Source organism: Microbispora sp. GKU 823, from assembly GCF_002027145.1.
GTDB classification, from domain to species: domain Bacteria; phylum Actinomycetota; class Actinomycetes; order Streptosporangiales; family Streptosporangiaceae; genus Microbispora; species Microbispora siamensis.
In genome coordinates, this window is the sequence record NZ_MWJN01000136.1 from 1 (window position 1) to 20,629 (window position 20,629).

Consider the following 20,629-nt stretch of genomic DNA (forward strand, 5'->3'; position numbering starts at 1 on the left):
GCGGGCGGGCACTTCAGGGTGGAGATCCAGCGACCGGTGGCGGATCGAGCACCGGCGCGTGGTGGCCGCGGTTGACCCAGGTGAACACTCCGGTGCCGAGATCGAGGTCGCCGATGACCGCCGTGACGAAGCGGTCGCCCCGGCCGAACTCGTCGATCAGAACCCGCTCGATCGCCTCGCTGTTGCGCACCAGGCCCATGCCCTGCCGCCGATGGTTGCGGCAGGCGGCCACCGCGAGGTTCGCGGTCAGCCCGGCCGACACGTCGTGGCCCATCGCGTCGAAGACCCCCACGTGCGCCTGCGAACCCGCGGTGGAGTAGTCGAAGGCGTCGCCGCCGATCTCGTACGCCGGCTCCAGCACCGCGCCGATCGTCACCTTCGGCGTGGCGAACGTCAGCGGCGGCATCAGGTTCCACTGCATCTCGGCCGCCACGTTCATCGGGCGGCTCCGCACGAGCCGCGCGTGACAGTCGCTGAACGAGCGCTTGCTGACGACGATCAGCGCGATGAGGGACGAGACGTGCCGCATGCGCTCCTCGACGTCGCCCCTCTCGGAGGTCATGTGGAGCACACCGAGGCGCTCGGTGCCGTCCAGCAGGGGAACCCACCACTGGCCCGGGGCGTCGCCCTCCGAGCCGCCCCGCAGCATGCGCACCTCCTGCAGGGCGCGCCCGGCGAGCGTGGTGTCGATCTTCAGCTCCTCCGGCTGGGCGCCCTCCCCGCCGGGGCCCCACAACCGGCGCAGCACGCTCTGCTGCAGGTCGGCCAGGTAGATGCCGATCTCCTCGAAGCCCGCCTCGCCTTTGTGGCGGTCGACCAGCGACGGGATGTCCTCGAACGCCGCCAGGTGGCTGTCCTCCAGCATGCCCGACAGGGCGCGCGACAGCTCACCATCATGAGAAGGGGGGATGCCCTGCTCCATCTGCCCACCCCCGTGGTCCCGCACCACCTATCCACGATGCGCCATAACCCGTGGTGCGAGCAGGAACGCCATGACATTTTGAGGAACGAATTACCTCAGTCTCGGGCGAACTCGGCGACCCAGCGGCGTACCGGCGGGGTCTCGTCGTCGTACACGTCCCGTACGCGCACCGGGCGCAGCCCGCCGGCCGCGAACGCGTCGATCTCGGACCGGGTCAGCGGCCGGGCGATCCGGCCCGGCGGGTCGCCGTCCTCCCGCGCGCGGGCGACCACCAGCAGCGTGCCGCCGGGGGCGACGAGCGTGCCGGCCGCGCGGATGGCTCGCTCGCGCAGTTCGCCGCGCAGCACCTGCACGGTGTAGATCTCCACCACCACGTCGAACGCCTGCCGCCACTCCTGCGGGGGCGCGAGCAGGTCGGCGGCGGCGTACCGGACGGGGGAGCCGGGGAAACGGCGCCGGGCGGCCTCCACAGCGGTAGGCGACACGTCGAAGGCGGTCACCGCCCATCCCAGGCCGGCCAGGTGCTCCGCGTCGTCGCCCATGCCGCAGCCCACGACCAGCGCGCGGCGCCCCCCTGCCGGGGCGGCCGCCCGCCCACTCGACCAGGTAGGGGTTGGCCACCAGGTGGGCCCAGGGAACGACCGCCTCACCACGCTCGGCCGCCGAGTACAGCGGCTCGAACCAGCCGAGCGGGTCACCGCTCTCCATGTGCTCGGCGGCCAGCCGGTGGGCGTACTCGCGGCGCTCTTCTTCGGTCTTGCCCGTCATCGCTCTCCCCGCCCTGTCGGTTCCAGCGGCAGCCTCTCACACGCCGGCCGCCCGCTCAGTCGAAGAAGCGGGCCAGCCGCCGCTCGCAGGCGGGCTCCCGGCCGTCCTTCGCCGGAACAAGGTCCGCGAAGACCGTGGACTCGTCGCGCGCGACCAGCAGTGGATACCAGCACCGGCCCGCGTCGTCGGGCCGGCACAGGTGCTTGAACGTCTGCACGTCGATCAGCCGGACGTGCGTCGGGTCGGCCACCGCGTTGACGTGCCGCCACCAGGGAGCGAGGACGTGCAGCACGCCGCCCGGCCGCAGCACGCGGTGGCACTCGCGCAGCAGGGGCAGATAGTCGGCCAGGTGCTCCAGCACGTGCACCACGAAGATCTGGTCCACCGACTCGTCCGCCAGCGGCACCCCGTACGCCAGGTCGGCCAGCACGTCGACCACCGGGCCGGGGCGCAGGTCGATGCCGACGTTGTCGCGGTGCTGCTTGGTGCCGCCGCAGCCGAGGTCGACGACCCGGGGCGCGGCGCCGGCCACCCGCACCCGGTCCCACACCGCCAGCACCCCGGCCAGCCGGCCGAGACGCTCGCGCAGCACGGCGAGGTCGGCGGCGGCCGGCACGTCGCCCTCGACGTGCGCCACGCCGCCGTCGAAGCGGACCCGCACGTCCAGACCGCGCAGCCGGGGGTCGTGCGCCAGGAGGTCGGCCGCCGCCTCCTCGAGGTCCCGGTCGACCAGGTCACGCCGACGCCTGTCCATCCCGTCCACTCCTCGCTCCGATCACCTCTCGTCTACCCCCGGGAGGCCGGGGCGTACGCATGACGGGTCTTTGCGAGGATGAATGAAGGCCGTACGACGGGGGCAGGTGAGCGGTCATGCGTGATCCGCGGGCCGGGGGGACCGGCGGACAACGGAGAGGACACGTGGGAGGAGACGCGGACGTGGTGGCGGACAGATCCGGAGCGCGGGACGCGAGGGGCGCCTCGCCCGAGCCGCTGACGCCGGAACCGGACGACGGGGGCCTGGACGAGATGATCGGCGGAGTGTCCGACATCGAGACGCCGGCCGCCGAGACGCCGCCGGCGACGGGCGACGAGTCGGCGATGCCCGAACCCGAGCCCGACATCGGCCCGACCTCCTGAGCCGGGCCGGCTCCTCGCGGACGGGACGGCCGCCTAGGCGGACGCGGTCGCAGGGCTCACCCGCAGGATCAGGAGTGCGAGCGCTCCGCAGGTGAGACCGGCCACGGAGAGCGCCGGCCATCCGGCATACGAGGACAGTCGGGTGGCCGCCGCGCTTCCGAGCGCTCCGGCGATGACGTTCGACCCCATGTACGCGGTGGTGACCCGCCCGGCGACGGCCGAGCAGGCCGAAGAGTCCGATGATCGCGTCGGTGTAGCCGTAGGCCGGCCCGGACAGCAGCAGGGTCAGGCCCGTCCACAGCAGGTTGAAGGCGGCGAACCCCAGGGCGCCCAGGAGCATGTGCCGCTGCACCAGGCCGAGCTCGGCGGCGGCTCGGCACCCCGTTCGCACTCGCCCACGAGCACGCGCTCACCCTCCGCCCAGCGGCACTACCAGGCGCTCGTCGACAACTTCAACGGCCCGGCGTACGCCCTCGACCACCGCCGGGACCTGATCGCCTGGAACCGGCTCGCCGCGGCCCTGCACGTCGACTTCGCCACGGTGCCGAGCCGTGATCGGAACATGATCTGGCTGATCCTCACCGATCCGGACATGCGCGATCTCTACTGGCGCGGAAGCTGGACGACCTCATCAGAAAGCCCTGACCGCACTCACGCGGCTCCGCCCCGCCCGGGGCGAGCCGTCACGCGCCGAGCAGTTCCACCGTGCCTCGGGCGCCGTCCACTCTGATCCTGTCACCGTCGCGCACCCGCATCGTGGCGTTGCCGGTGCCCACGACGGCGGGGATGCCCAGCTCGCGGGCCACGATGGAGGCGTGCGACAGCGGCGCCCCGACGTCGGTGACCACGGCCGCCGCGCGCGGGAACAGCGGTGTCCAGCCCACGTTGGTGAGTGTGGTGACCAGGATCTCGCCGGGCTGGAGCCGATCGCCGTCCTCGGGCCGGGCGATCACCCTGGCGACTCCCTCGACCACGCCGGGCGCGCCGGGGAAGCCGGTCACGGTGTCCAGGGCCGGCAGTACGGTGCCGCGGGCGTCGTAGACGTCGGCGCGCCTGCCGGGGTCGGCCGCCCAGCGAACCGGGTCGAACCGGCCCACGATGAGCGTCGGGTACGGCGGGAGCGCCGCATACATCTCGTACGTCGCACGCCGGACGGGCACCCGCTCCAGCGGGGTGGCGTCGCCGCGGAGCACGGCGAGCAGTTCGTCCAGGTAGAGGTGGAACAGGTCGTCGCCGTGGCCGGTCAGCTCGCCGGCCCGCAGGACGAAGGCTCGCAGCACCCAGAACGCGCGGATGACCTCCGACCTGGTGGCCTCGCGGTCGCGCACCACCCCGGCCCAGCGCTCGACCCTGGCCCGCATCGCGGTCTCCCGGCGGGGATGGCGCCGGGCGAACCGCGCCCACGCCTCCTCCCTGGCCTTGCGCTGCCGGGCCAGCAGGCCGTCCGCGCCGGCCCGCATGTCCTGCAGCGCCGCGAGCTGTGCGTCGATCCAGGCGGGGTCCTCCCCGGGGCGTGGGGCGGACACCTCGAACTCGTGCGGGCCCCGGTGGCCGTAGAGCCTGACGAAGGTCTCCCTGGTGATCTCGCCTGTGGCCAGCCGGTTCAGTCCCGTGATCAGGCCGAGACTGGCCAGCTCGCCCTCGCCGCTCGCGCCTGTCAGCATGGCTTCCGCGTCGGTCTCGCCCACCATCTTGCGCAGCCTGTCGCGGGTGAGGACGAGCATGCTGCCCCCCTGCCGCCCCGCGGCCTCCAGCATGCGGCAGGCCGTGACGAAATGCGGCTCGACGGCCCGCGACCACAGGTCGGCCAGTTCCGGCGCCGACGACGTGGACCGGATCGCGGCGCGCAGCTCCTCGCACCGCTCCAGCGAGGTGGCCAGGAAGGCGCGCATGCCTCTGAGGTTCGTCCTGACCTTGCGCTGGATGCGGACGGCTATGGGCAGCACCAACGTGATGATCCGCAGGCGGGACATCTCGAGAGGCGGCACCTCCAGGCCTGGCGGCAGCCTGCCGAAGACCTGTTCGATCGCGCCGAGCCTGCTCCGCATGCCCAAGGCACGGGCCACGGAGACCGCGATGCTCAGGTTCATGTAGAAACGGCCGCCGATGTTGCCGACCAGATCGAACCCGGGCACCGTGGCCGCCGACATGGCCTCGTCGATGAACAGGCGGACGAACGACCAGGTGATGGGCGTCATGACGTCCGGAATGGCTTCCCCGAGGTTGCCGGACGTCCACAGGTAGTCGCCCTTCAGGCTGTCGTTCCACTCTTCCACCCTGGGCCCGGAAGCGGTGATCGGGCGGGCCTGGACGAGGGCGAACGTGCCGGCGCTCCTCGTCCACTCCACGTCCATCGGCGTGCCGTACAGCCCCTGGACGCGCGCTCCCAGGTCGGCCAGCGCCAGGGCCTGCGCCCCGGTGAGGACGGGAATCCGGCGCATGTCCTCGGGGACCGGCTCCTCGCGGGTGCCGCCGGGGGTGCGGACGGTCATGACGGTCTTGTCCCCGGTCCGCTCCTCGACGACCGCGCCGCCGGAGACGACGACCGTGTCGGGGATGACCTGGCCGCCGACCACGGCCTCGCCGAGGCCCCACGACGCATTGATCACGGTCCTGTCGCGGGCGCCGGTGACGGGGTCGGCGGTGAACATGACGCCCGCCGCGTCGGCGTCCACGAGCTCCTGGACCACGACGGCCAGAGCGACGTCGTCGTGCGGCACGCCGTTCTGTTCCCGGTAGGCGATGGCGCGGGCGTTCCAGAGGGAGGCCCAGCAGCGCTTGACCGCGTCCAGCAGCCCGTCGGCTGTGACGTTGAGGAACGTGTCCTGCTGCCCGGCGAACGACATGCCGGGGAGGTCCTCGGCGGTGGCGGACGAGCGCACGGCCACCGGGACGTCGTCGCCCAGCGCGGCGTACGCGGCGCGGATCTCGGCGGCGATCGGGCCGGGAACCTCGCGCCCGGCGAACAGGGCCGCGATCCGCTCGGCGTCGCCCGCCGCCGCGGCGGCCAGTGTCTCCTCGCGTAAGTCCGCCACGAAGGCCCGGTAGGCCTCGGTGGTGACGTGGAAGCCACCGGGGACGGGCAGCCCCGCCCTTGCGAGGGCGGCCAGAGAAGCGCCCTTCCCGCCCACCGTGGCGAGGTCGGCGCCGGCATCGTCCAAGGGGATGACAGCCCTCATGTCACACGCTCCTCGAAGAGCCCAGGGAGTCCGCCAGCTTCCGGCGGGCGCCGTCCACGATCGTGTCGAGATAGTCGAGGGTGGCCCGTTCCACGGCGCGCACGGCGTCCTCCGGCAGCTCCCGTCCGGTGCCGATGGCGTGTTCGACCATGTCGGCGAGCAGCGCGGCGAGCCGCTCCTCCGGGGGAGGCCCGCCGGGGAGCAGCCACGGCACGGTGAGGAACCCGTACATGATCGAGCCGATCACCAGGACGTGGTCGCCCGACAGGTCCCTGGCCGCGCCCACCCGCGTGAGCGTGCTGTAGTAGGCGTCGAACGCCTCGCCGAGATTCACCGCGCCGGGGCTGTGCCGCTTCTGCCTGACGAGCTTGCCGAGCACCTCCGAGTCGCCGACCAGCGCCGCCTTGAGCAGCGGCCGGCGCAGCAGGCCCGCGGCGATCCCGGCGAACAGTTCGCGCGGTGTGGCGGGACCGCTCCGCCGCACCTCCTCGATCATGCGCGCCCGCTCTCTGCGCAGCAGCGCGGCGAAGAGCGCGTCGCGAGTCCTCCAGTGCAGGTAGATCGTGCCCTTGGCGACACCGGCCTCCCGGGCGACGTCGTCGATCGTCGTCTTGTCGTAGCCCCAGCGGCCGATCAGTTCGGCGGCGGAGTCGAGGATGCGGTGCGCCCGCTCCACCTGGCGCGCCGGATCCTGCGGAGGCCGTCCCACCCTGCTCATCCGCCACCCCGGTCATCTGTCCACTTTGATTGTTTGACTGGAAGAAACTATACGGTCACCAAATTGAGCGCAAGGGCGTCGCGGGTATGACCGGGTCGGCCGGCCGATGTCAGGAGGCGGCCGGGCCCGCGGCGCTGACCCCGGAGCTCCCGGTGTAGCCGAGCCGGCGGGTGGCATAGGCGCGGATGGCGCTCGCCAGCCAGGGGGGAAGGAGCGGGTCGATATCCTCGATCATGGCCCGCTGACCGGGGTTGCCGGTCACGACGTCCGCGAGCGCGTGGTAGGCGGCCGCGTCGGCGGGCCACAGCAGCCGGATGCCCTGGTAGTGCTCGGTCATGAGGTCCAGGACCGCGACGCTGTCTGGGGCCAGGCCATCCGAACGCGCTTCGGACAGCCGCCGGAGCAGCCGCCGGCCGTGCGCCGCCGCCTGCTCGTGCTCCTGGCGGGTCCACCGGCCGGTCACCGCGTCCGCCTCGGCGAAGTGCTCCCCGACGCGGGTCCCGTACCGGGCCTCCAGGTCCCGCCGGAGCTCGCCGCGCCGGGCCGCGAGGCCGGTGAAGAACTCCTCCTCGCTGAGGTGCGTCCCACCGGTGAGGTCGGCGATGGTGCGGTCGACGGTCCGGATGATCTCGTCGAGGCGGTCGCGGTGAGCCACGAGATCGTCGCGGTGCCGTCGCAACGCGGCGACGTCGTCCCCGTCGCCGTCGAGGAGCCGGGTGATCTGGGCGAGCGGCACGCCGAGCTCTCGGAGGAACAGGATCCGCTGCAGGCGCAGCAGCTCCCGGCGCCCGTACCAGCGGTAGCCGTTACCCGCGGTGCGGGCGGGGCGCAGCAGCCCGATGTCGTCATAGTGCCTGAGCGTGCGCGGGGTGAGGCCGGACATGCGGGCCACCTCGCTGATCGAGTGCTCCACGTCCGCAGCCTAATCACTGGACCCTCTCGTTACGTCAACTTCTAGCGTCGGCGGCATGAGCACGCATCAGCCCTTCACCATCACCGGTGTCCGTGTCTTCGGCGGCCGCGGCCTGATCCCCGGTGTGACGCACGTCCGCGTCCGCGACGGCCGTATCGCCGCCGTGGGAGACGAGTCCGTGACGCGGCCGGGCGACGCGGTCGTCGACGGCTCCGGCGGGACCCTCCTGCCCGGCCTCGTCGACGCGCACGTCCACCTGCTCCCGGGGTGCACGCAGCTGGCGGCCGTATTCGGCGTGACGACGGTCGTCGACATGTTCAGCAAGCCAGAGACCATCGATCCCGAGCGTGCCGCGGTCGCCGCCTCGGAGCGCGGCCGGGGACCCGTCCTCGCCGACATGCGCACATCGAGCGTGGGTGCGACCGCTCCGGGCGGGCACCCGACGATCGCGTACGCGCCCTTCCCCTACGTGACCGGACCGCTGGACGCGGCGTCCTTCGTCGCCGGGAGGGTCGCCGAGGGGGCGACGCACATCAAGGTGATCTACGATGACGGTTCGGGTGCGATGCTCGACATTCCCGCGCTCGACGTCCGGACGATCGAGGCGCTCGTGGCCGCCGCCCACGAGCGCGGACTGCCGGTGGTGGCGCACGCCTCGTCGGCGGCAGGGGCCGTGACCGTGGCCCGGTGCGGCGTCGACGTCCTGGCTCACGCGCCCTTCGACCGCATGACGGATCGCCAGATCAGCGACGTGGCCCGGTGCGGCGTGGCCGTCATCGCGACGCTGAGCATCATCGACGGCTTTCCGGATGAGGACGGCGTCATGCCACTGCTCGCTCAGCCGCACCTGGCGGGGCGGCTGAGCGCTCGGTGGCGGCGGGTGATCGAGCGCCAGGGCAGGCGGTGGATGCCGCCCGCGCCGCCGGACGGCGCCGCCCAGCGATACAACACCGTGGCGTTCCTGGAGTCGGGCCTGCGCGTGCTCGCCGGCACCGACGCGCCCAACCCCGGCCTCGTGTTCGGCGCGAGCCTGCACCGGGAACTGCAGCACATGGTCGCCGCCGGATTCACCCCGGGTGAGGCGCTGACCGCCGCGACGGCGGCGCCTGCCGAGGTCTTCGGCATGGCCGATCGCGGTGAGATCGCCGTGGGGCGCCGTGCCGACCTCGTCCTCGTCGGCGGCGACCCGACGGCCGACATCACGGCGACGCAGCGGATCCGGGACGTGTGGGTGCTCGGCCGGCGCGTCGATCCTCGCGCCTACGCCGGCGGTGAGGCCGAACGTGAAGGCGTACGCTGGCAGCGGGATTCGGCGGAGAAGATCGTCAAGGCGATCGGGGAGAGCCGGCCCGCCTTCCCCGCGCCGCACGAGGTGCGGCGCGATGACGGGGAACTGCTGGGCCAGGTGGTGCCGACGGCCGGAGGCTGGCAGGCTGTGACGATCTTCGGCGTGCCGCTCGGCGGCGCGGGAGACCAGGGCGACGCCGTCCGCACCCTGCATGCCCGGGGCCTTGCCTGTCTGTCGGAGCCCTGGTGGGCCCGCGTGGGTGACGACCCCGCCTGGCGGGAGGCCAGGATCGTCGAGGCCGCCCCAGACCGTGTCCGGCTGCGCTGGAGCGACTCGATGGCCGATCAGCCGCCGTCCGGCCGATGGTTCGACCTCGACGACCTGGACCTGTCACTCGAACGGCCCGTCGGGTGACGTCGCCCGGAGTCAGCCGGCCGTGGGCTTGATCCAGTCGAAGGCGCGCTCGACCGCCCGCCGCCAGTTGTCGTACTCGTCCTCGCGCCGTTTCGGGTCCATCGCCGGCGTCCACTGGGCGGCCCGGTGCCAGTTGCGCCGCAGGCCCTCCAGGTCGGGCCAGTAGCCGACGGCGAGCCCGGCGGCGTAGGCCGCGCCGAGGGAGACGGTCTCTGCGACCATGGGCCGGACCACCGGAACGTCCAGCACGTCGGCGATGAACTGCATGAGCAGGTTGTCGGAAGTCATGCCGCCGTCGACCTTGAGAGTGGTGAGCGCGATGCCCGCGTCGGCGTTCATGGCGTCCACCACCTCGCGGGTCTGCCAGCCCGTGGCCTCCAGCACGGCGCGGGCGAGATGGCCCTTGGTGATGTACGAGGTGAGCCCGACGATGACCCCGCGCGCCTCGCTGCGCCAGTGGGGCGCGAACAGCCCGGAGAACGCCGGGACGATGTAGCAGCCGCCGTTGTCGTCGACCGTGCGGGCCAGGGTCTCGATCTCCGGGGCGGTGCTGATGATCCCCAGCCGGTCCCTGAACCACTGCACGAGCGCGCCGGTGATCGCGATGGAGCCCTCCAGGGCGTACACCGCGGGCTGGTCGCCGATCTGGTAGCCGACCGTCGTGAGCAGGCCGTGGGTGGAGGCGACCGGCTCGGTGCCGGTGTTGAGCAGCAGGAAGGCGCCCGTGCCGTAGGTGCACTTGGCCTCGCCGCGGTGGAAGCAGGTCTGCCCGAACAGCGCGGCCTGCTGGTCGCCGAGCGCGGCGGAGATCCGCACGCCGGGCAGCACCCGCCGCGCCACGCCGTACGTCTCGCTGGACGGGCGGATCTCCGGCAGCATCGCGCGGGGGATGCCGAAGAAGCCGAGCAGCACCGGGTCCCAGTCGAGGTCGCGCAGGTTCATCAGCAGCGTGCGGCTGGCGTTGGTCACGTCGGTGACGTGGACGCCGCCGTCCGGGCCGCCGGTGAGGTTCCAGATGAGCCAGCTCTCCATCGTGCCGAACAGGACCTCGCCGCGCTCGGCCCGCTCGCGCAGCCCGTCGGTGTCGTCCAGCAGCCAGCGGACGGTGGGGGCGGAGAAGTACGTGGCCAGGGGCAGGCCGCAGCGCTCCCGCACCACGTGCGCGTCGGGGCGGCGGGACAGCTCGTCCACCAGGGTGTCGGTCCGGGTGTCCTGCCAGACGACGGCGGGGGTGACCGGCACGCCCGTGCGGCGGTCCCACAGGACGGTCGTCTCCCGCTGGTTGGCGATGCCGACGGCGGCGACCTCGCCCGGCCCGATGCCCGCCTGCGCGAGCGCCTCCGGGCCGATCCGCTCCAGGTTGCGCCAGATCTCGACGGCGTCGTGCTCCACCCACCCGGGACGCGGGAAGTGCTGCTTGTGCTCCCGCTGCGTCACCGACACCAGACGGCCGCGCTGGTCGAACAGGATGCACCGGGTCGAGGTGGTGCCTTGGTCGATGGACATCACATAACGCTGGGTCACGGCGGGCCTACCTTCGGGCGGCGGATGCGGTGTGAGGGGTGGGAGGATCACCAGCGGGAGGCGCCGAGGTCGCGGGAGACGGCCCGCGCCGCGTCGCGCACATAACCCACCAGGTCGGGGCGGGGACGCCCGCCGGAGTCGCAGATCCGCTCGGTGGCGCCGGAGATGCCCATCGCGCCCACCACGAGTCCCCCGTACCCCCTGATGGGGGCGGCCACCCCCGCCTCGCCCATACCGGCCTCGTCGACGTCCGACGCCCAGCCGTGCTCGCGCACGGTCGCGAGCATGCGCGACATCTCCCTGTGCGTCCGCACCGTGCGGCGGGTGAACTGCTCCAGCTCCCCGTCCTTTACGGCGTCCTGTTGTGCGGCGGCCGCGTTGGCGTCGTAGGCGAGCAGCACCTTGCCGATCGCCGTGGCGTGCATGGGCAGGAGCATGCCGACGTCGAGCGTCTGCAGGCTGTCGTCGGGCCGGAAGACGTGGTGGACGACCAGGACCTTGCCCTGGAGGTGGGTGCCGATCCGCACCGCCTCGCCGCTGCGCGCGGCCAGAGCGTCGGCCCAGTTGATCGCCCGCGAGCGGAGCTCGTTCACGTCGAGGTAGCTGGTGCCCAGGTGCAGCAGCGCCGCGCCGAGCTGGTATTTGCCCGTCGCCTCGTCCTGCTCGACGAATCCGACGAGCTGGAGGGTGCGCAGGATGCCGTGCGCCGTGCCGCGGGCCAGCCCCAGGGAATTCGCGATCTCGGAGAGGCCGAGCCGCCCCGATCCCTGGGCGAGCAGCCGCAGGATCGCGGCGGCGCGCTCGATGGACTGGACCGGACCTGGCACGCCCCGGATCCTAGCCACGTCGGACGGTGTTCGACAATGCCGACACCTGGCCGGGACCGATGCGTTGAGCTGGTGAAAGATCTTTGGTAACAGGACGGGTTCGCGCGAAATGTGATTGTTCGCGTCATACCCGGGGAGCGTAGTACGACGTTCTGAATGTGACCAGTGTTCGACAATGCCGACGATCATTCGTTGACGCTCCCTTGGGCGCCGTTTAGCGTCCGGACAACCGGCAGCGCTCACACCGAGCACTTCGGAGATGTGACGGGCGTGGTCAAGGAGGAGACAGATGGCGGAAGGGCGAAGCGACCGGCGGCTACTCGGCGAGTTGGCGGCGGAGTTCGCGGGCACGGCGATCCTCATCCTGTTCGGCGTCGGTGTGGTCGCCCAGGTGGCGGCGGGCGGCATCGGCGACCACGACAGCATCGCGTGGGCGTGGGGGCTGGGGGTGACCCTCGGCGTCTACACGGCCGCCCGCATCAGCGGCGCCCACCTCAACCCGGCCGTCACGGTCGCCCTCGCCGTCTTCAAGGGCTTCTCCTGGCGGAAGGTCCTGCCGTACGCGCTGGCGCAGACCGCGGGCGCCTTCGTGGCGGCGCTGCTCGTCCGGTGGAACTACGCCGAGGTCCTGGCCAAGGTGGACCCCGGGCACACGATCAAGACGCAGGGGGTCTTCTCCACCCTTCCCGGCAACGGCGCGCTGCCGGTCACCCAGTGGGGAGCGCTCCGTGACCAGATCATCGGCACGGCGATCCTGCTGTTCCTGATCTTCGCGATCTCCGACGAGCGAAACTCGGCGCCGCTCGCCAACCTCGCGCCGGTCATCGTCGGCCTGCTCGTGGTCGCGATCGGCATGGCGTGGGGGACCGACGCCGGCTACGCCATCAACCCCGCCCGCGACTTCGGCCCGCGCCTCGCCTCGTTCTTCACGGGGTACGGCTCGGCGTTCCGCGACCAGTACGGTGGGCTCTACTTCTGGGTGCCGATCATCGGCCCGCTGGTCGGCGGCGTCATCGGCGCCGGGCTCTACCAGCTCCTGGTCGCCCGCTTCCTGCCGCGTACGGACGCGCCCGAGCCCGGCCGCACGCCGGAGCCCGCCGCGCAGGCCGGCTGATCACCCCCCAGGCCGAGACCAGCAACGTCCACCTCATCCGAACGAGAGGCGCAACGAGAATGGCTGACTACGTCGGCGCGGTCGACCAGGGGACGACCAGCACCCGCTTCATGATCTTCGATCACGGGGGCAACGAGGTCGCCCGCCACCAGCTGGAACACCAGCAGATCCTGCCGCAGGCGGGCTGGGTCGAGCACAACCCGACCGAGATCTGGGAGCGCACCCGGGCGGTCGTCGAGACCGCGATGCGGACCGCGGGCCTGCAGGCCTCCGACCTCGCGGCGCTCGGCATCACCAACCAGCGCGAGACCGCCGTCGTCTGGGACCGGCGCACCGGCCGGCCGTACTACAACGCCATCGTCTGGCAGGACACCCGCACCGACCGCATCGCCTCGGCGCTGGAGCGGGAGGGCAAGGGCGAGGTGATCCGGCGCAAGGCCGGGCTGCCGCCCGCCACCTACTTCTCGGGCGGCAAGATCCAGTGGATCCTGGAGAACGTCCCCGGCGTGCGCGAGGCCGCCGAGCGCGGCGACGCGATCTTCGGCAACACCGACACCTGGCTGCTGTGGAACCTGACGGGCGGCGTCGACGGCGGCGTCCACGTCACCGACCCCACCAACGCCAGCCGCACGATGCTGATGAACCTGGAGACGCTCGACTGGGACGACGAGCTGCTGTCGTTCTTCGGCGTGCCCCGCCAGATGCTCCCCGAGATCCGGCCCTCCTCCAACCCCGACCTGTACGGCGTGACCCGCGCCGGCGGCCCGCTCGGCGGCGAGGTCCCTCTCTCGGGCGACCTCGGCGACCAGCAGGCCGCGACCGTCGGCCAGGTGTGCTTCGAGCCGGGCACGGCCAAGAACACCTACGGCACCGGCAACTTCCTGCTGCTCAACACCGGCACCGAGCTCGTGCGCTCCCAGCACGGCCTGCTCACCACGGTCTGCTACCAGTTCGGCTCGGCCAAGCCCGTGTACGCCCTGGAGGGGTCGATCGCGGTCACCGGCTCGGCCGTGCAGTGGCTGCGCGACCAGCTCGGCATCATCTCCGGGGCGTCGCAGAGCGAGGCGCTCGCCCGGCAGGTCGAGGACAACGGCGGCGTCTACTTCGTGCCCGCGTTCTCCGGCCTGTTCGCGCCCTACTGGAGGTCCGACGCCCGCGGCGCCATCGTCGGCCTGTCCCGCTACAACACCAACGCCCACCTGGCCCGCGCCACGCTCGAATCGATCTGCTATCAGACCAAGGACGTGGTCGGCGCGATGGAGCAGGACTCCGGCGTCGTCCTCGACGTACTGAGGGTGGACGGCGGCGTGACGGCCAACGAGCTGTGCATGCAGCTCCAGGCCGACATCCTCGGCGTCCCGGTGTCGCGCCCGGTGGTCGCCGAGACCACCGCCCTCGGCGCCGCGTACGCGGCCGGGCTGGCCGTCGGCTTCTGGAAGTCCACCGACGACCTCAAGCGCAACTGGCACGAGGACCGCCGCTGGGAGCCCACCTGGAACGACGAGCAGCGCGAGCGCGGCTACGCCGGATGGCGCAAGGCCGTCCAGCGGACGCTCGACTGGGTCGACGTCGACTGACCTGCCTGAACAACGAGGGAGTCAACACCGATATGTCTGTACCCATGGGTCCCCGCGCTCGGGAGGCGGCGCTGCGGAGGCTGGCCGAGGACGAGTTCGACGTCCTGGTCGTCGGCGGCGGGGTGGTCGGCGCCGGCGTCGCGCTCGACGCGGTCTCGCGAGGCCTGTCCGTCGCGCTGGTGGAGGCCCGTGATCTCGCGGCCGGCACCTCGAGCCGGTCGAGCAAGCTGATCCACGGCGGGCTGCGCTACCTGGAGCAGCTCGACTTCCGGCTGGTGCGGGAGGCGCTCAGGGAACGGGGCCTGCTGGTGACCCGGCTGGCCCCGCACCTGGTCCGGCCGGTGCCGTTCCTGTTCCCGCTGCGTCACCGGGTGTGGGAGCGCGGGTACGTCGGCGCGGGCGTGCTGCTGTACGACACGCTCGGCGGCGCCCGCGCGCTGCCGCGGCACCGCCAGCTCAGCCACAGCCGGGCCCTGCGCGAGGCCCCCGGCCTGCGCAGCGACGCGCTCGTCGGGGCGATCCAGTACTACGACGCCCAGGTCGACGACGCCCGCTTCACGATGACGGTGGCCCGCACGGCCATGCAGTACGGCGCCTGCGTCACCACCCGCACCAAGGTCACCGGTTTCCTCCGTGACGGCGGCCGGGTCACCGGCGCGGTGGTGCGCGATCTGGAGGGCGGCGCCGAACTGCGCGTCCGGGCCCGCCAGGTGATCAACGCCACGGGCGTGTGGACCGACGAGATCCAGCGGCTCGCGGGGGCGTCGCCGGGCTCGCGGGGGTCGGTGACCGTCCAGGCGTCCAAGGGCGTGCACCTCGTCGTGCCGCGGGAGCGGATCCGCCTCGACACCGGGCTGATCCTGCGCACCGAGAAGAGCGTGCTGTTCGTGATCCCCTGGGGTCCGCACTGGATCGTCGGCACCACCGACACGCCCTGGGACCTGGACAAGGTCGAGCCGGCCCCCACGCGGGCCGACATCGACTACATCCTGGAGCACGTCAACGCCGTGCTCCGGACGCCGCTCACCCACGACGACATCGAGGGCGTCTACGCGGGCCTGCGCCCGCTGCTGGGCGGGTCGGGATCGTCGTCGGAGACCGTGAAGCTCTCCAGGGAGCACGCGGTCATCCGGCCCGAGCCCGGCCTGGTCATCGTCGCGGGCGGCAAGTACACCACCTACCGCGTGATGGCCAAGGACGCCGTCGACGTCGCGGTGGCCGGTCTCGGCCAGAACGTGCCCGCGTCGGTCACCGACCGCGTCCCCGTCCTCGGGGCCGCCGGGTTCGAGGCGCTGCGCAACAACAAGCGTCGCCTCGCCGGGCGCGCGGGGCTGCCCGTCGCGCGCGTCGAGCACCTGCTCGGCCGGTACGGCTCCTGCGTCGAGGAGGTGCTCGCGCTGATCGAGGCCGACCCCGGCCTGGGGGAGCCGATCCCCGGCGCGGAGGGCTACCTCAAGGCCGAGGCCGTGTACGCGGCCACGCACGAGGGGGCGCTGCACCTGGAGGACGTCCTGGTCCGCCGCACCCGCGTCTTCATCGAGGAGCGGGACCACGGGCTCGCGGCGGCCCCCGAGGTCGCCGCGCTGATCGCGCCCGTCCTCGGCTGGGACGACGACCGGGTGCGCGCGGAGATCGACGCCTACCGGTCCGGCGTGGAGGCCGACCTCGCCGCGCAGCGTGAGATCGACGACGCCGCCGCGAACGCCGTACGGCTCGCGGCGGCCGCTGCCCCGGCGGGCCAAGTGGGCAACGTGGGCAAGGTGGCCTAGGCTCCGGCGCCCGTACGGGCATGGCCGCCTCCGGGTCACCGGAGGCGGCCACCGGGGTCCCGAGCGGGCGTTCCGCGACGCTAGCTCGCCGTCCGGGACAGCACCTCGAGGAGGCGTTCGGGCGTGTCCGCCACGGCGATGAGGCCGGGATCGGCGAATTCGGACGCCTCGCCGAACCCCCACGTCACGGCGATGCACGGCACACGGCACGCGGCCGCGCCGGCGACGTCCTCCATGCGGTCGCCGATCATGACGGTCGCCTCGGGCGGGGCGCCGAGCACGTCGAGGGCGTGGCGGATGACATCCGCCTTGTGCCGCCGCGACCCGTCGAGCGTCGCCCCGGCCACGTACGCGAAGTAGCCGTCGAGCCCGAAGTGCACCAGGATCTTCTCCGCGTAGACGGCCGGTTTCGACGTCGCCACCGCCAGGGTCCAGCCGTCGGCGACGAGAGCCTCGAGCACGGCGGGGATTCCCGGGATGACCTCGTTCTCGTACATTCCGCCGGTGGTGTAGCGCTCGCGGTACGCGAGCACCGCGTCGCCGAGACGCTCCGGCGGCACGCCGAGCAGGAGGAAGCCGTCCTGAAGGGGAGGGCCGATCATGGCGCGGAGCCGCCCGTGTTCCACCTCCGGCATCCCGACCGCGGAAAGGGCGTGCCGCATCGAGGCGACGATGCCGGTCTCGGGGTCGGTCAGCGTGCCGTCGAGGTCGAAAAGGCAGTATCGGGTCACGTACGGCTGTCCGTTCGTCTTCGGTGTTCAGGCGAGTACGGCGTCGAGCAGCAGGGAGCCGGCGCCGAGCAGGGCGGCGTCGGGGCCCGAGCGGGTGGTGGAGATCTCCAGGTCGCGGGTGGCGAGCGGCAGACATCGCTCGTACACCGCCGCGCGGATCGACGCGATCAGCGGCTCGGCCGGCGACAGGCTGCCCCCGACCACGATCGCGTCGGGGTTGATGAAGTTGACCAGCACGGTCAGCACCTCGCCGATGAGCCGTCCGGCGTTGCGCACCAGGGCGGTGGCCTCGGGCACCCCGTCCTCGACCAGCGCGACGACGTCGGCGGGCCGCCGCACCTCGATGCCCTGCTCGTTGAGCACACTCATGAGGGCCGCGCCGCTGGCGTAGGCCTCCAGGCAGTCGTCGTGCCCGCAGGAGCAGGTGACCGACGAGTCGCTCCTGACCCGCACATGGCTGATGTCTCCGGCCGCGCCCCGCCCCCGGTGGAGCGCGCCGTTCACCATCACGCCGCAGCCGATGCCGCTGCCGGCCTTGAGCACCATCAGCGTCTCGCACTTCGGCCACGACCTGGCCTCACCGGCCGCCATGAGGTTGGCGTCGTTCTCCACCAGCACCGGCAGGTCGAAGTGCGCGCCGAGGCGTTCCGCGACGGGGAAGTTGTTCCAGCCGGGCATGCGCGAGGGCGCGACGACCCGGCCGGTCGCCGGGTCCACAGGACCGGGGATGCCCGTGCCGACCCCGCGCAGCGGGACTCCGGGCGGGCCGTGCGCGGCCAGCAGGTCCTCGAACGCCGCCGCCATCCAGTCGATGGTCGCCTCGGGGCCGTCCGCGATCTCGCAGGGGCGCTCCTCGACCACCAGCGGGGTGCCGCTGAGGTCGAGGAGGCCGAGGCGCGCGTGGTGGGCGCCCAGGTCGGCGACCGCGAGCAGTCCCGCGCTGGGGCTGAGCCGCAGCCGGCGGGGTCGCCGGCCGCCGCGCGAGGTGCCCGCGCCCTCCTCCACCAGCAGCCCGCTGCCGATCAGCTCTTCGACGCGCAGCGAGACGCTGGAGGCCGCCAGGCCGGACAGGCGGGCGAGTTCCGCCCGCGACTCGGCGTGGCCGGCGGCGACGAGGCGCAGGAGGTCGCCCTGCGCCCCCCGCACCGGCAACCTCTCTTTGCCTGGCATGGAGGAAGGAATACCACGACTTGACTTTATGCGCCAACGCGTTGACTTCGCCCAGAATCATCCATTACGGTCCGCCATATCTTCGATTTCGAAGGAAGATGGCGATGATTCGGGTACGAGGCCTCAACAAGTGGTTCGGTGAGCACCACGTGCTGCACGACGTCGACCTCGACGTGGCGCGCGGCGAGGTCGTGGTGGTGATCGGCCCCTCGGGGTCCGGCAAGTCGACGCTGTGCCGGTGCCTCAACCGGCTGGAAGCGGCGGACTCGGGCGAGATCCTCGTCGACGGAGAGCCCGTGCCCGCGGAGGGCCGCGCGCTGGCCCGGCTGCGGGCCGACGTGGGGATGGTCTTCCAGAGCTTCAACCTCTTCCAGCACAAGACCGTGCTGGAGAACGTGATGCTCGCGCCGATGAAGGTGCGCGGCGTGAGCCGCGCCGAGGCCGAGCGGACCGCCCACGAGCTGCTGGCCCGGGTCGGCATCGCCGAGCAGGCCGGCAAGCAGCCCGCGCGGCTGTCGGGCGGCCAGCAGCAGCGCGCCGCCATCGCCCGCGCGCTCGCCATGCGGCCCAAGGTCATGCTCTTCGACGAGCCCACCTCGGCGCTCGACCCGGAGATGGTCGGCGAGGTCCTCGACGTGATGACGGGCCTGGCCGCCGACGGCATGACCATGGTCGTCGTCACCCACGAGATGGGGTTCGCGCGCCGCGCGGCCGACCGCGTGGTGTTCATGGACGGCGGCCGGATCGTCGAGACGGGAGAGCCGAACGCCTTCTTCGACTCCCCCCGGACCGATCGGGCCAGGGACTTCCTGGCCAAGGTACTCACGCACTGATCGCAAAGGACGGTGGACCCCGATGGTGTCCATTAAGCGGGTGGCCGCTGTCGCCGCTGTGGCGATGGCCGGCCTGACGGCCTGTGCCGGGACGGACTCGGCCGGCTCGGCCGTGCCGGGCGCGGGCGCGAGCGACGGCGGCGGCGGTGGCGTGCTCGCCAAGGCGCCGGTGGCCGCCGCCGCGGACATCCTGCCCGGCTCGACGATGGAGAAGATCAAGCAGCGCGGCGAACTGATCGTCGGGGGCTCGCTCGACGCGCCGCTGCTGTCCCAGCAGAACCCGGCCACCGGCGAGGTGGAGGGCTTCGACGCCGACCTCGGCAAGGCGCTGGCCAAGTACATCATCGGGCAGCCGAAGGTGAAGATCGTCAACTCGGCGTCGGAGACCCGCGAGGCGCTGCTGAGCAACGGCACCGTGGACGTGGTCTTCCAGACCTACACGATCACGCCGGAGCGGGCCCAGCAGGTCGCCTTCGCCGGTCCCTACTACTCCTCGGGCCTGTCCATCGCGGTGAAGAAGGGCACGACGGGGATCTCCTCGCCGCAGGACCTGAACGGCAAGACCGTCATCGCCGGGGCCAACACTCCCGCCATCCCCGCGATCAAGAAGCTCGCGCCGCAGGCGAAGATCATCACCTTCGGCGGCGACCCCGAGTGCGTCCAGGCGCTCAAGCAGGACCGCGGCGTCGCCTACGTGCAGGACGAGACGCTGCTGGTCGCCGACGCCAAGAAGGACCCCGAACTGCAGGTCGTGACCAAGCCGTTCACCCAGGACCCGTACGGCATCGGCCTCAAGCACGGCGACGACCAGTTCAAGTCGTTCGTCAACGACTGGCTGAAGAAGATCCAGGCGAACGGCGTCTGGCAGGACATCTGGAAGAACTCCCTCGGCACGGTCGTGCAGGGCGAGGCCCCCACGCCGCCCGAGATCGGGTCGGTGCCGGGTTCCTGATGTCGGCGCTGTTTGATCACCTGCCCGAGTTCTGGCAGGGGCTGGTCGTGACCCTCCAGATGACCGCGGCGTCGTTCGCCGGCGCCGCGGTCGTGGGGCTCGTGATCGTGGCGATGCGGGTCGGGCCGGTCCCGGTCCTGCGCGCGGTCGCGACCGTCTACGTCGAGACCCTGCAGAACCTCCCGCTGCTCGTGCTGCTCGTGCTCGCGGTCTTCGGCCTGCCCGAGATCGGGCTCAAGGCCGGCCTGACCACCACGGCCGTCGTGGTGATCGCGCTGTACGAGGGCGCCTACATCGCCGAGGCCCTCCGCTCGGGCGTCAACGCGATCTCCGCCGGTCAGGGCGAGGCGGCCCGCGCTCTGGGGCTGACGTTCGGCCAGTCGCTGCGCCACGTCGTGCTGCCCCAGGCGCTGCGGACCGTCGTGCAGCCGATCGGCAACATCTTCATCGCGCTCACGATGAACACCTCGCTCGCGGCGGCCGTGGGCGTGGTCGAACTGACCGCCGCCGCCAACCGGGTGAACCTGCTGGAGGCGCAGCCGATCCCGATCTTCGTGGGGGCGGGCCTGGCGTACGCGGCGGTCGCCGCCTGCGCCGGGTTCGTGACCGGGCGGCTCGAACGGCGGCTGGCGGTGGCGCGGTGAGCAACCTGCTGTTCGACGAGCCGGGCCCGCGCGCCCGCCGCCGCATCCGCCTCGCCACCGTCGCGGGCGTGCTGGTGCTGCTCGCCCTGCTGGCCCTGGCCGTGCGCCAGTTCGCCGCCAACGGGCAGCTCGCCGCCGAGCGCTGGCAG

At 72.4% G+C, this 20,629-nt stretch carries 19 protein-coding genes; 9 read left to right on the forward strand and 10 right to left on the reverse strand.

Going from position 1 to position 20,629, the window contains the following annotated elements; genetic code table 11:
• Window positions 1-13: 13 nt before the first annotated feature.
• The 3 genes from B1L11_RS40255 to B1L11_RS40265 all read right to left on the reverse strand — a co-directional run bounded on the left by B1L11_RS40255 (window position 14) and on the right by B1L11_RS40265 (window position 2,444).
• Window positions 14-949, reverse strand: coding sequence for a PP2C family protein-serine/threonine phosphatase (locus tag B1L11_RS40255; RefSeq protein WP_143737895.1), 936 nt, complete (start codon window positions 947-949; stop codon window positions 14-16).
• 68 nt (window positions 950-1,017) lie between these two features.
• Window positions 1,018-1,464: a class I SAM-dependent methyltransferase gene (locus tag B1L11_RS40260; RefSeq protein ID WP_218671615.1), complete on the reverse strand. Its 447-nt coding sequence runs from the start codon at window positions 1,462-1,464 to the stop codon at window positions 1,018-1,020.
• A 281-nt stretch (window positions 1,465-1,745) separates the two neighbouring features.
• Entirely contained in the window at window positions 1,746-2,444 is a 699-nt protein-coding gene (locus B1L11_RS40265) for a methyltransferase domain-containing protein (RefSeq protein WP_079320494.1), read from the reverse strand.
• Window positions 2,445-2,629: 185 nt separating this feature from the next.
• Between B1L11_RS40265 and B1L11_RS40270 the strand changes: the two genes are divergently transcribed.
• Together B1L11_RS40270 and B1L11_RS40275 are read left to right on the forward strand one after the other, a co-directional pair.
• The gene (locus tag B1L11_RS40270; protein ID WP_143737896.1) at window positions 2,630-2,827 is read left to right on the forward strand and encodes a hypothetical protein; all 198 of its coding nucleotides are present in this window, start codon (window positions 2,630-2,632) and stop codon (window positions 2,825-2,827) included.
• Window positions 2,828-2,969: 142 nt separating this feature from the next.
• Entirely contained in the window at window positions 2,970-3,557 is a 588-nt protein-coding gene (locus B1L11_RS40275) for a hypothetical protein (RefSeq protein WP_079320479.1), read from the forward strand.
• Here B1L11_RS40275 and B1L11_RS40280 read toward each other — a convergent pair.
• From B1L11_RS40280 to B1L11_RS40290, 3 genes are all read right to left on the reverse strand, one after another.
• On the reverse strand, window positions 3,511-6,006 hold the full coding sequence (locus tag B1L11_RS40280) for a PEP/pyruvate-binding domain-containing protein (RefSeq protein WP_079320480.1): 2,496 nt from the start codon (window positions 6,004-6,006) through the stop codon (window positions 3,511-3,513). The genes B1L11_RS40275 and B1L11_RS40280 overlap by 47 nt on opposite strands.
• Before the next feature lies 1 nt (window position 6,007).
• Window positions 6,008-6,724: a TetR/AcrR family transcriptional regulator gene (locus tag B1L11_RS40285; RefSeq protein ID WP_079320481.1), complete on the reverse strand. Its 717-nt coding sequence runs from the start codon at window positions 6,722-6,724 to the stop codon at window positions 6,008-6,010.
• A gap of 109 nt (window positions 6,725-6,833) precedes the next feature.
• On the reverse strand, window positions 6,834-7,637 hold the full coding sequence (locus tag B1L11_RS40290) for a MerR family transcriptional regulator (protein WP_079320482.1): 804 nt from the start codon (window positions 7,635-7,637) through the stop codon (window positions 6,834-6,836).
• Between the two features lie 55 nt (window positions 7,638-7,692).
• Here B1L11_RS40290 and B1L11_RS40295 point away from each other — a divergent pair, with 55 nt between their 5' ends.
• Window positions 7,693-9,339 carry an amidohydrolase family protein gene (locus tag B1L11_RS40295; protein WP_079320483.1) on the forward strand — a complete coding sequence of 549 codons (1,647 nt, stop codon included), beginning with the start codon at window positions 7,693-7,695 and terminating at the stop codon, window positions 9,337-9,339.
• A 12-nt stretch (window positions 9,340-9,351) separates the two neighbouring features.
• Here the strand turns inward: B1L11_RS40295 and glpK (B1L11_RS40300) are convergent, their stop codons facing one another.
• Complete coding sequence (gene glpK / locus B1L11_RS40300) at window positions 9,352-10,863, reverse strand: glycerol kinase GlpK (RefSeq protein ID WP_079320484.1); 1,512 nt, start codon at window positions 10,861-10,863, stop codon at window positions 9,352-9,354.
• A gap of 47 nt (window positions 10,864-10,910) precedes the next feature.
• Window positions 10,911-11,690, reverse strand: coding sequence for an IclR family transcriptional regulator (locus B1L11_RS40305; protein ID WP_079320485.1), 780 nt, complete (start codon window positions 11,688-11,690; stop codon window positions 10,911-10,913).
• 289 nt (window positions 11,691-11,979) lie between these two features.
• Between B1L11_RS40305 and B1L11_RS40310 the strand changes: the two genes are divergently transcribed.
• From B1L11_RS40310 to B1L11_RS40320, 3 genes are read left to right on the forward strand one after another with little or no spacing between them, the layout of a single operon-like run.
• Window positions 11,980-12,804 (forward strand): MIP/aquaporin family protein, encoded by an 825-nt coding sequence (locus tag B1L11_RS40310; protein ID WP_079320486.1) that lies wholly within the window; start codon window positions 11,980-11,982, stop codon window positions 12,802-12,804.
• A gap of 59 nt (window positions 12,805-12,863) precedes the next feature.
• A complete protein-coding gene (gene glpK / locus B1L11_RS40315) occupies window positions 12,864-14,381 on the forward strand; it encodes a glycerol kinase GlpK (protein ID WP_079320487.1) in 1,518 nt (505 codons plus the stop codon).
• Between the two features lie 44 nt (window positions 14,382-14,425).
• On the forward strand, window positions 14,426-16,150 hold the full coding sequence (locus B1L11_RS40320) for a glycerol-3-phosphate dehydrogenase/oxidase (protein ID WP_218671616.1): 1,725 nt from the start codon (window positions 14,426-14,428) through the stop codon (window positions 16,148-16,150).
• An 80-nt stretch (window positions 16,151-16,230) separates the two neighbouring features.
• Here the strand turns inward: B1L11_RS40320 and B1L11_RS40325 are convergent, their stop codons facing one another.
• Together B1L11_RS40325 and B1L11_RS40330 are read right to left on the reverse strand one after the other, a co-directional pair.
• The gene (locus tag B1L11_RS40325) at window positions 16,231-16,881 is read right to left on the reverse strand and encodes an HAD hydrolase-like protein (protein WP_079320489.1); all 651 of its coding nucleotides are present in this window, start codon (window positions 16,879-16,881) and stop codon (window positions 16,231-16,233) included.
• A 27-nt stretch (window positions 16,882-16,908) separates the two neighbouring features.
• Window positions 16,909-18,051, reverse strand: a complete 1,143-nt coding sequence (locus B1L11_RS40330) for an ROK family protein (RefSeq protein WP_220506223.1) — start codon at window positions 18,049-18,051, stop codon at window positions 16,909-16,911.
• Window positions 18,052-18,155: 104 nt separating this feature from the next.
• On the opposite strand from B1L11_RS40330, the gene B1L11_RS40335 reads away from it, so the two are divergent.
• Genes B1L11_RS40335 through B1L11_RS40345 form a run of 3 tightly spaced genes read left to right on the forward strand, consistent with a single transcriptional unit; the run spans window position 18,156 to window position 20,480 of the window.
• The gene (locus tag B1L11_RS40335) at window positions 18,156-18,884 is read left to right on the forward strand and encodes an amino acid ABC transporter ATP-binding protein (RefSeq protein WP_079320491.1); all 729 of its coding nucleotides are present in this window, start codon (window positions 18,156-18,158) and stop codon (window positions 18,882-18,884) included.
• Between the two features lie 22 nt (window positions 18,885-18,906).
• Window positions 18,907-19,836 carry a glutamate ABC transporter substrate-binding protein gene (locus tag B1L11_RS40340; RefSeq protein ID WP_079320492.1) on the forward strand — a complete coding sequence of 310 codons (930 nt, stop codon included), beginning with the start codon at window positions 18,907-18,909 and terminating at the stop codon, window positions 19,834-19,836.
• Window positions 19,836-20,480, forward strand: a complete 645-nt coding sequence (locus B1L11_RS40345) for an amino acid ABC transporter permease (protein ID WP_079320493.1) — start codon at window positions 19,836-19,838, stop codon at window positions 20,478-20,480. Before B1L11_RS40340 ends, B1L11_RS40345 begins: the two co-directional genes overlap by 1 nt.
• The last annotated feature ends 149 nt before the right edge of the window (window positions 20,481-20,629 follow it).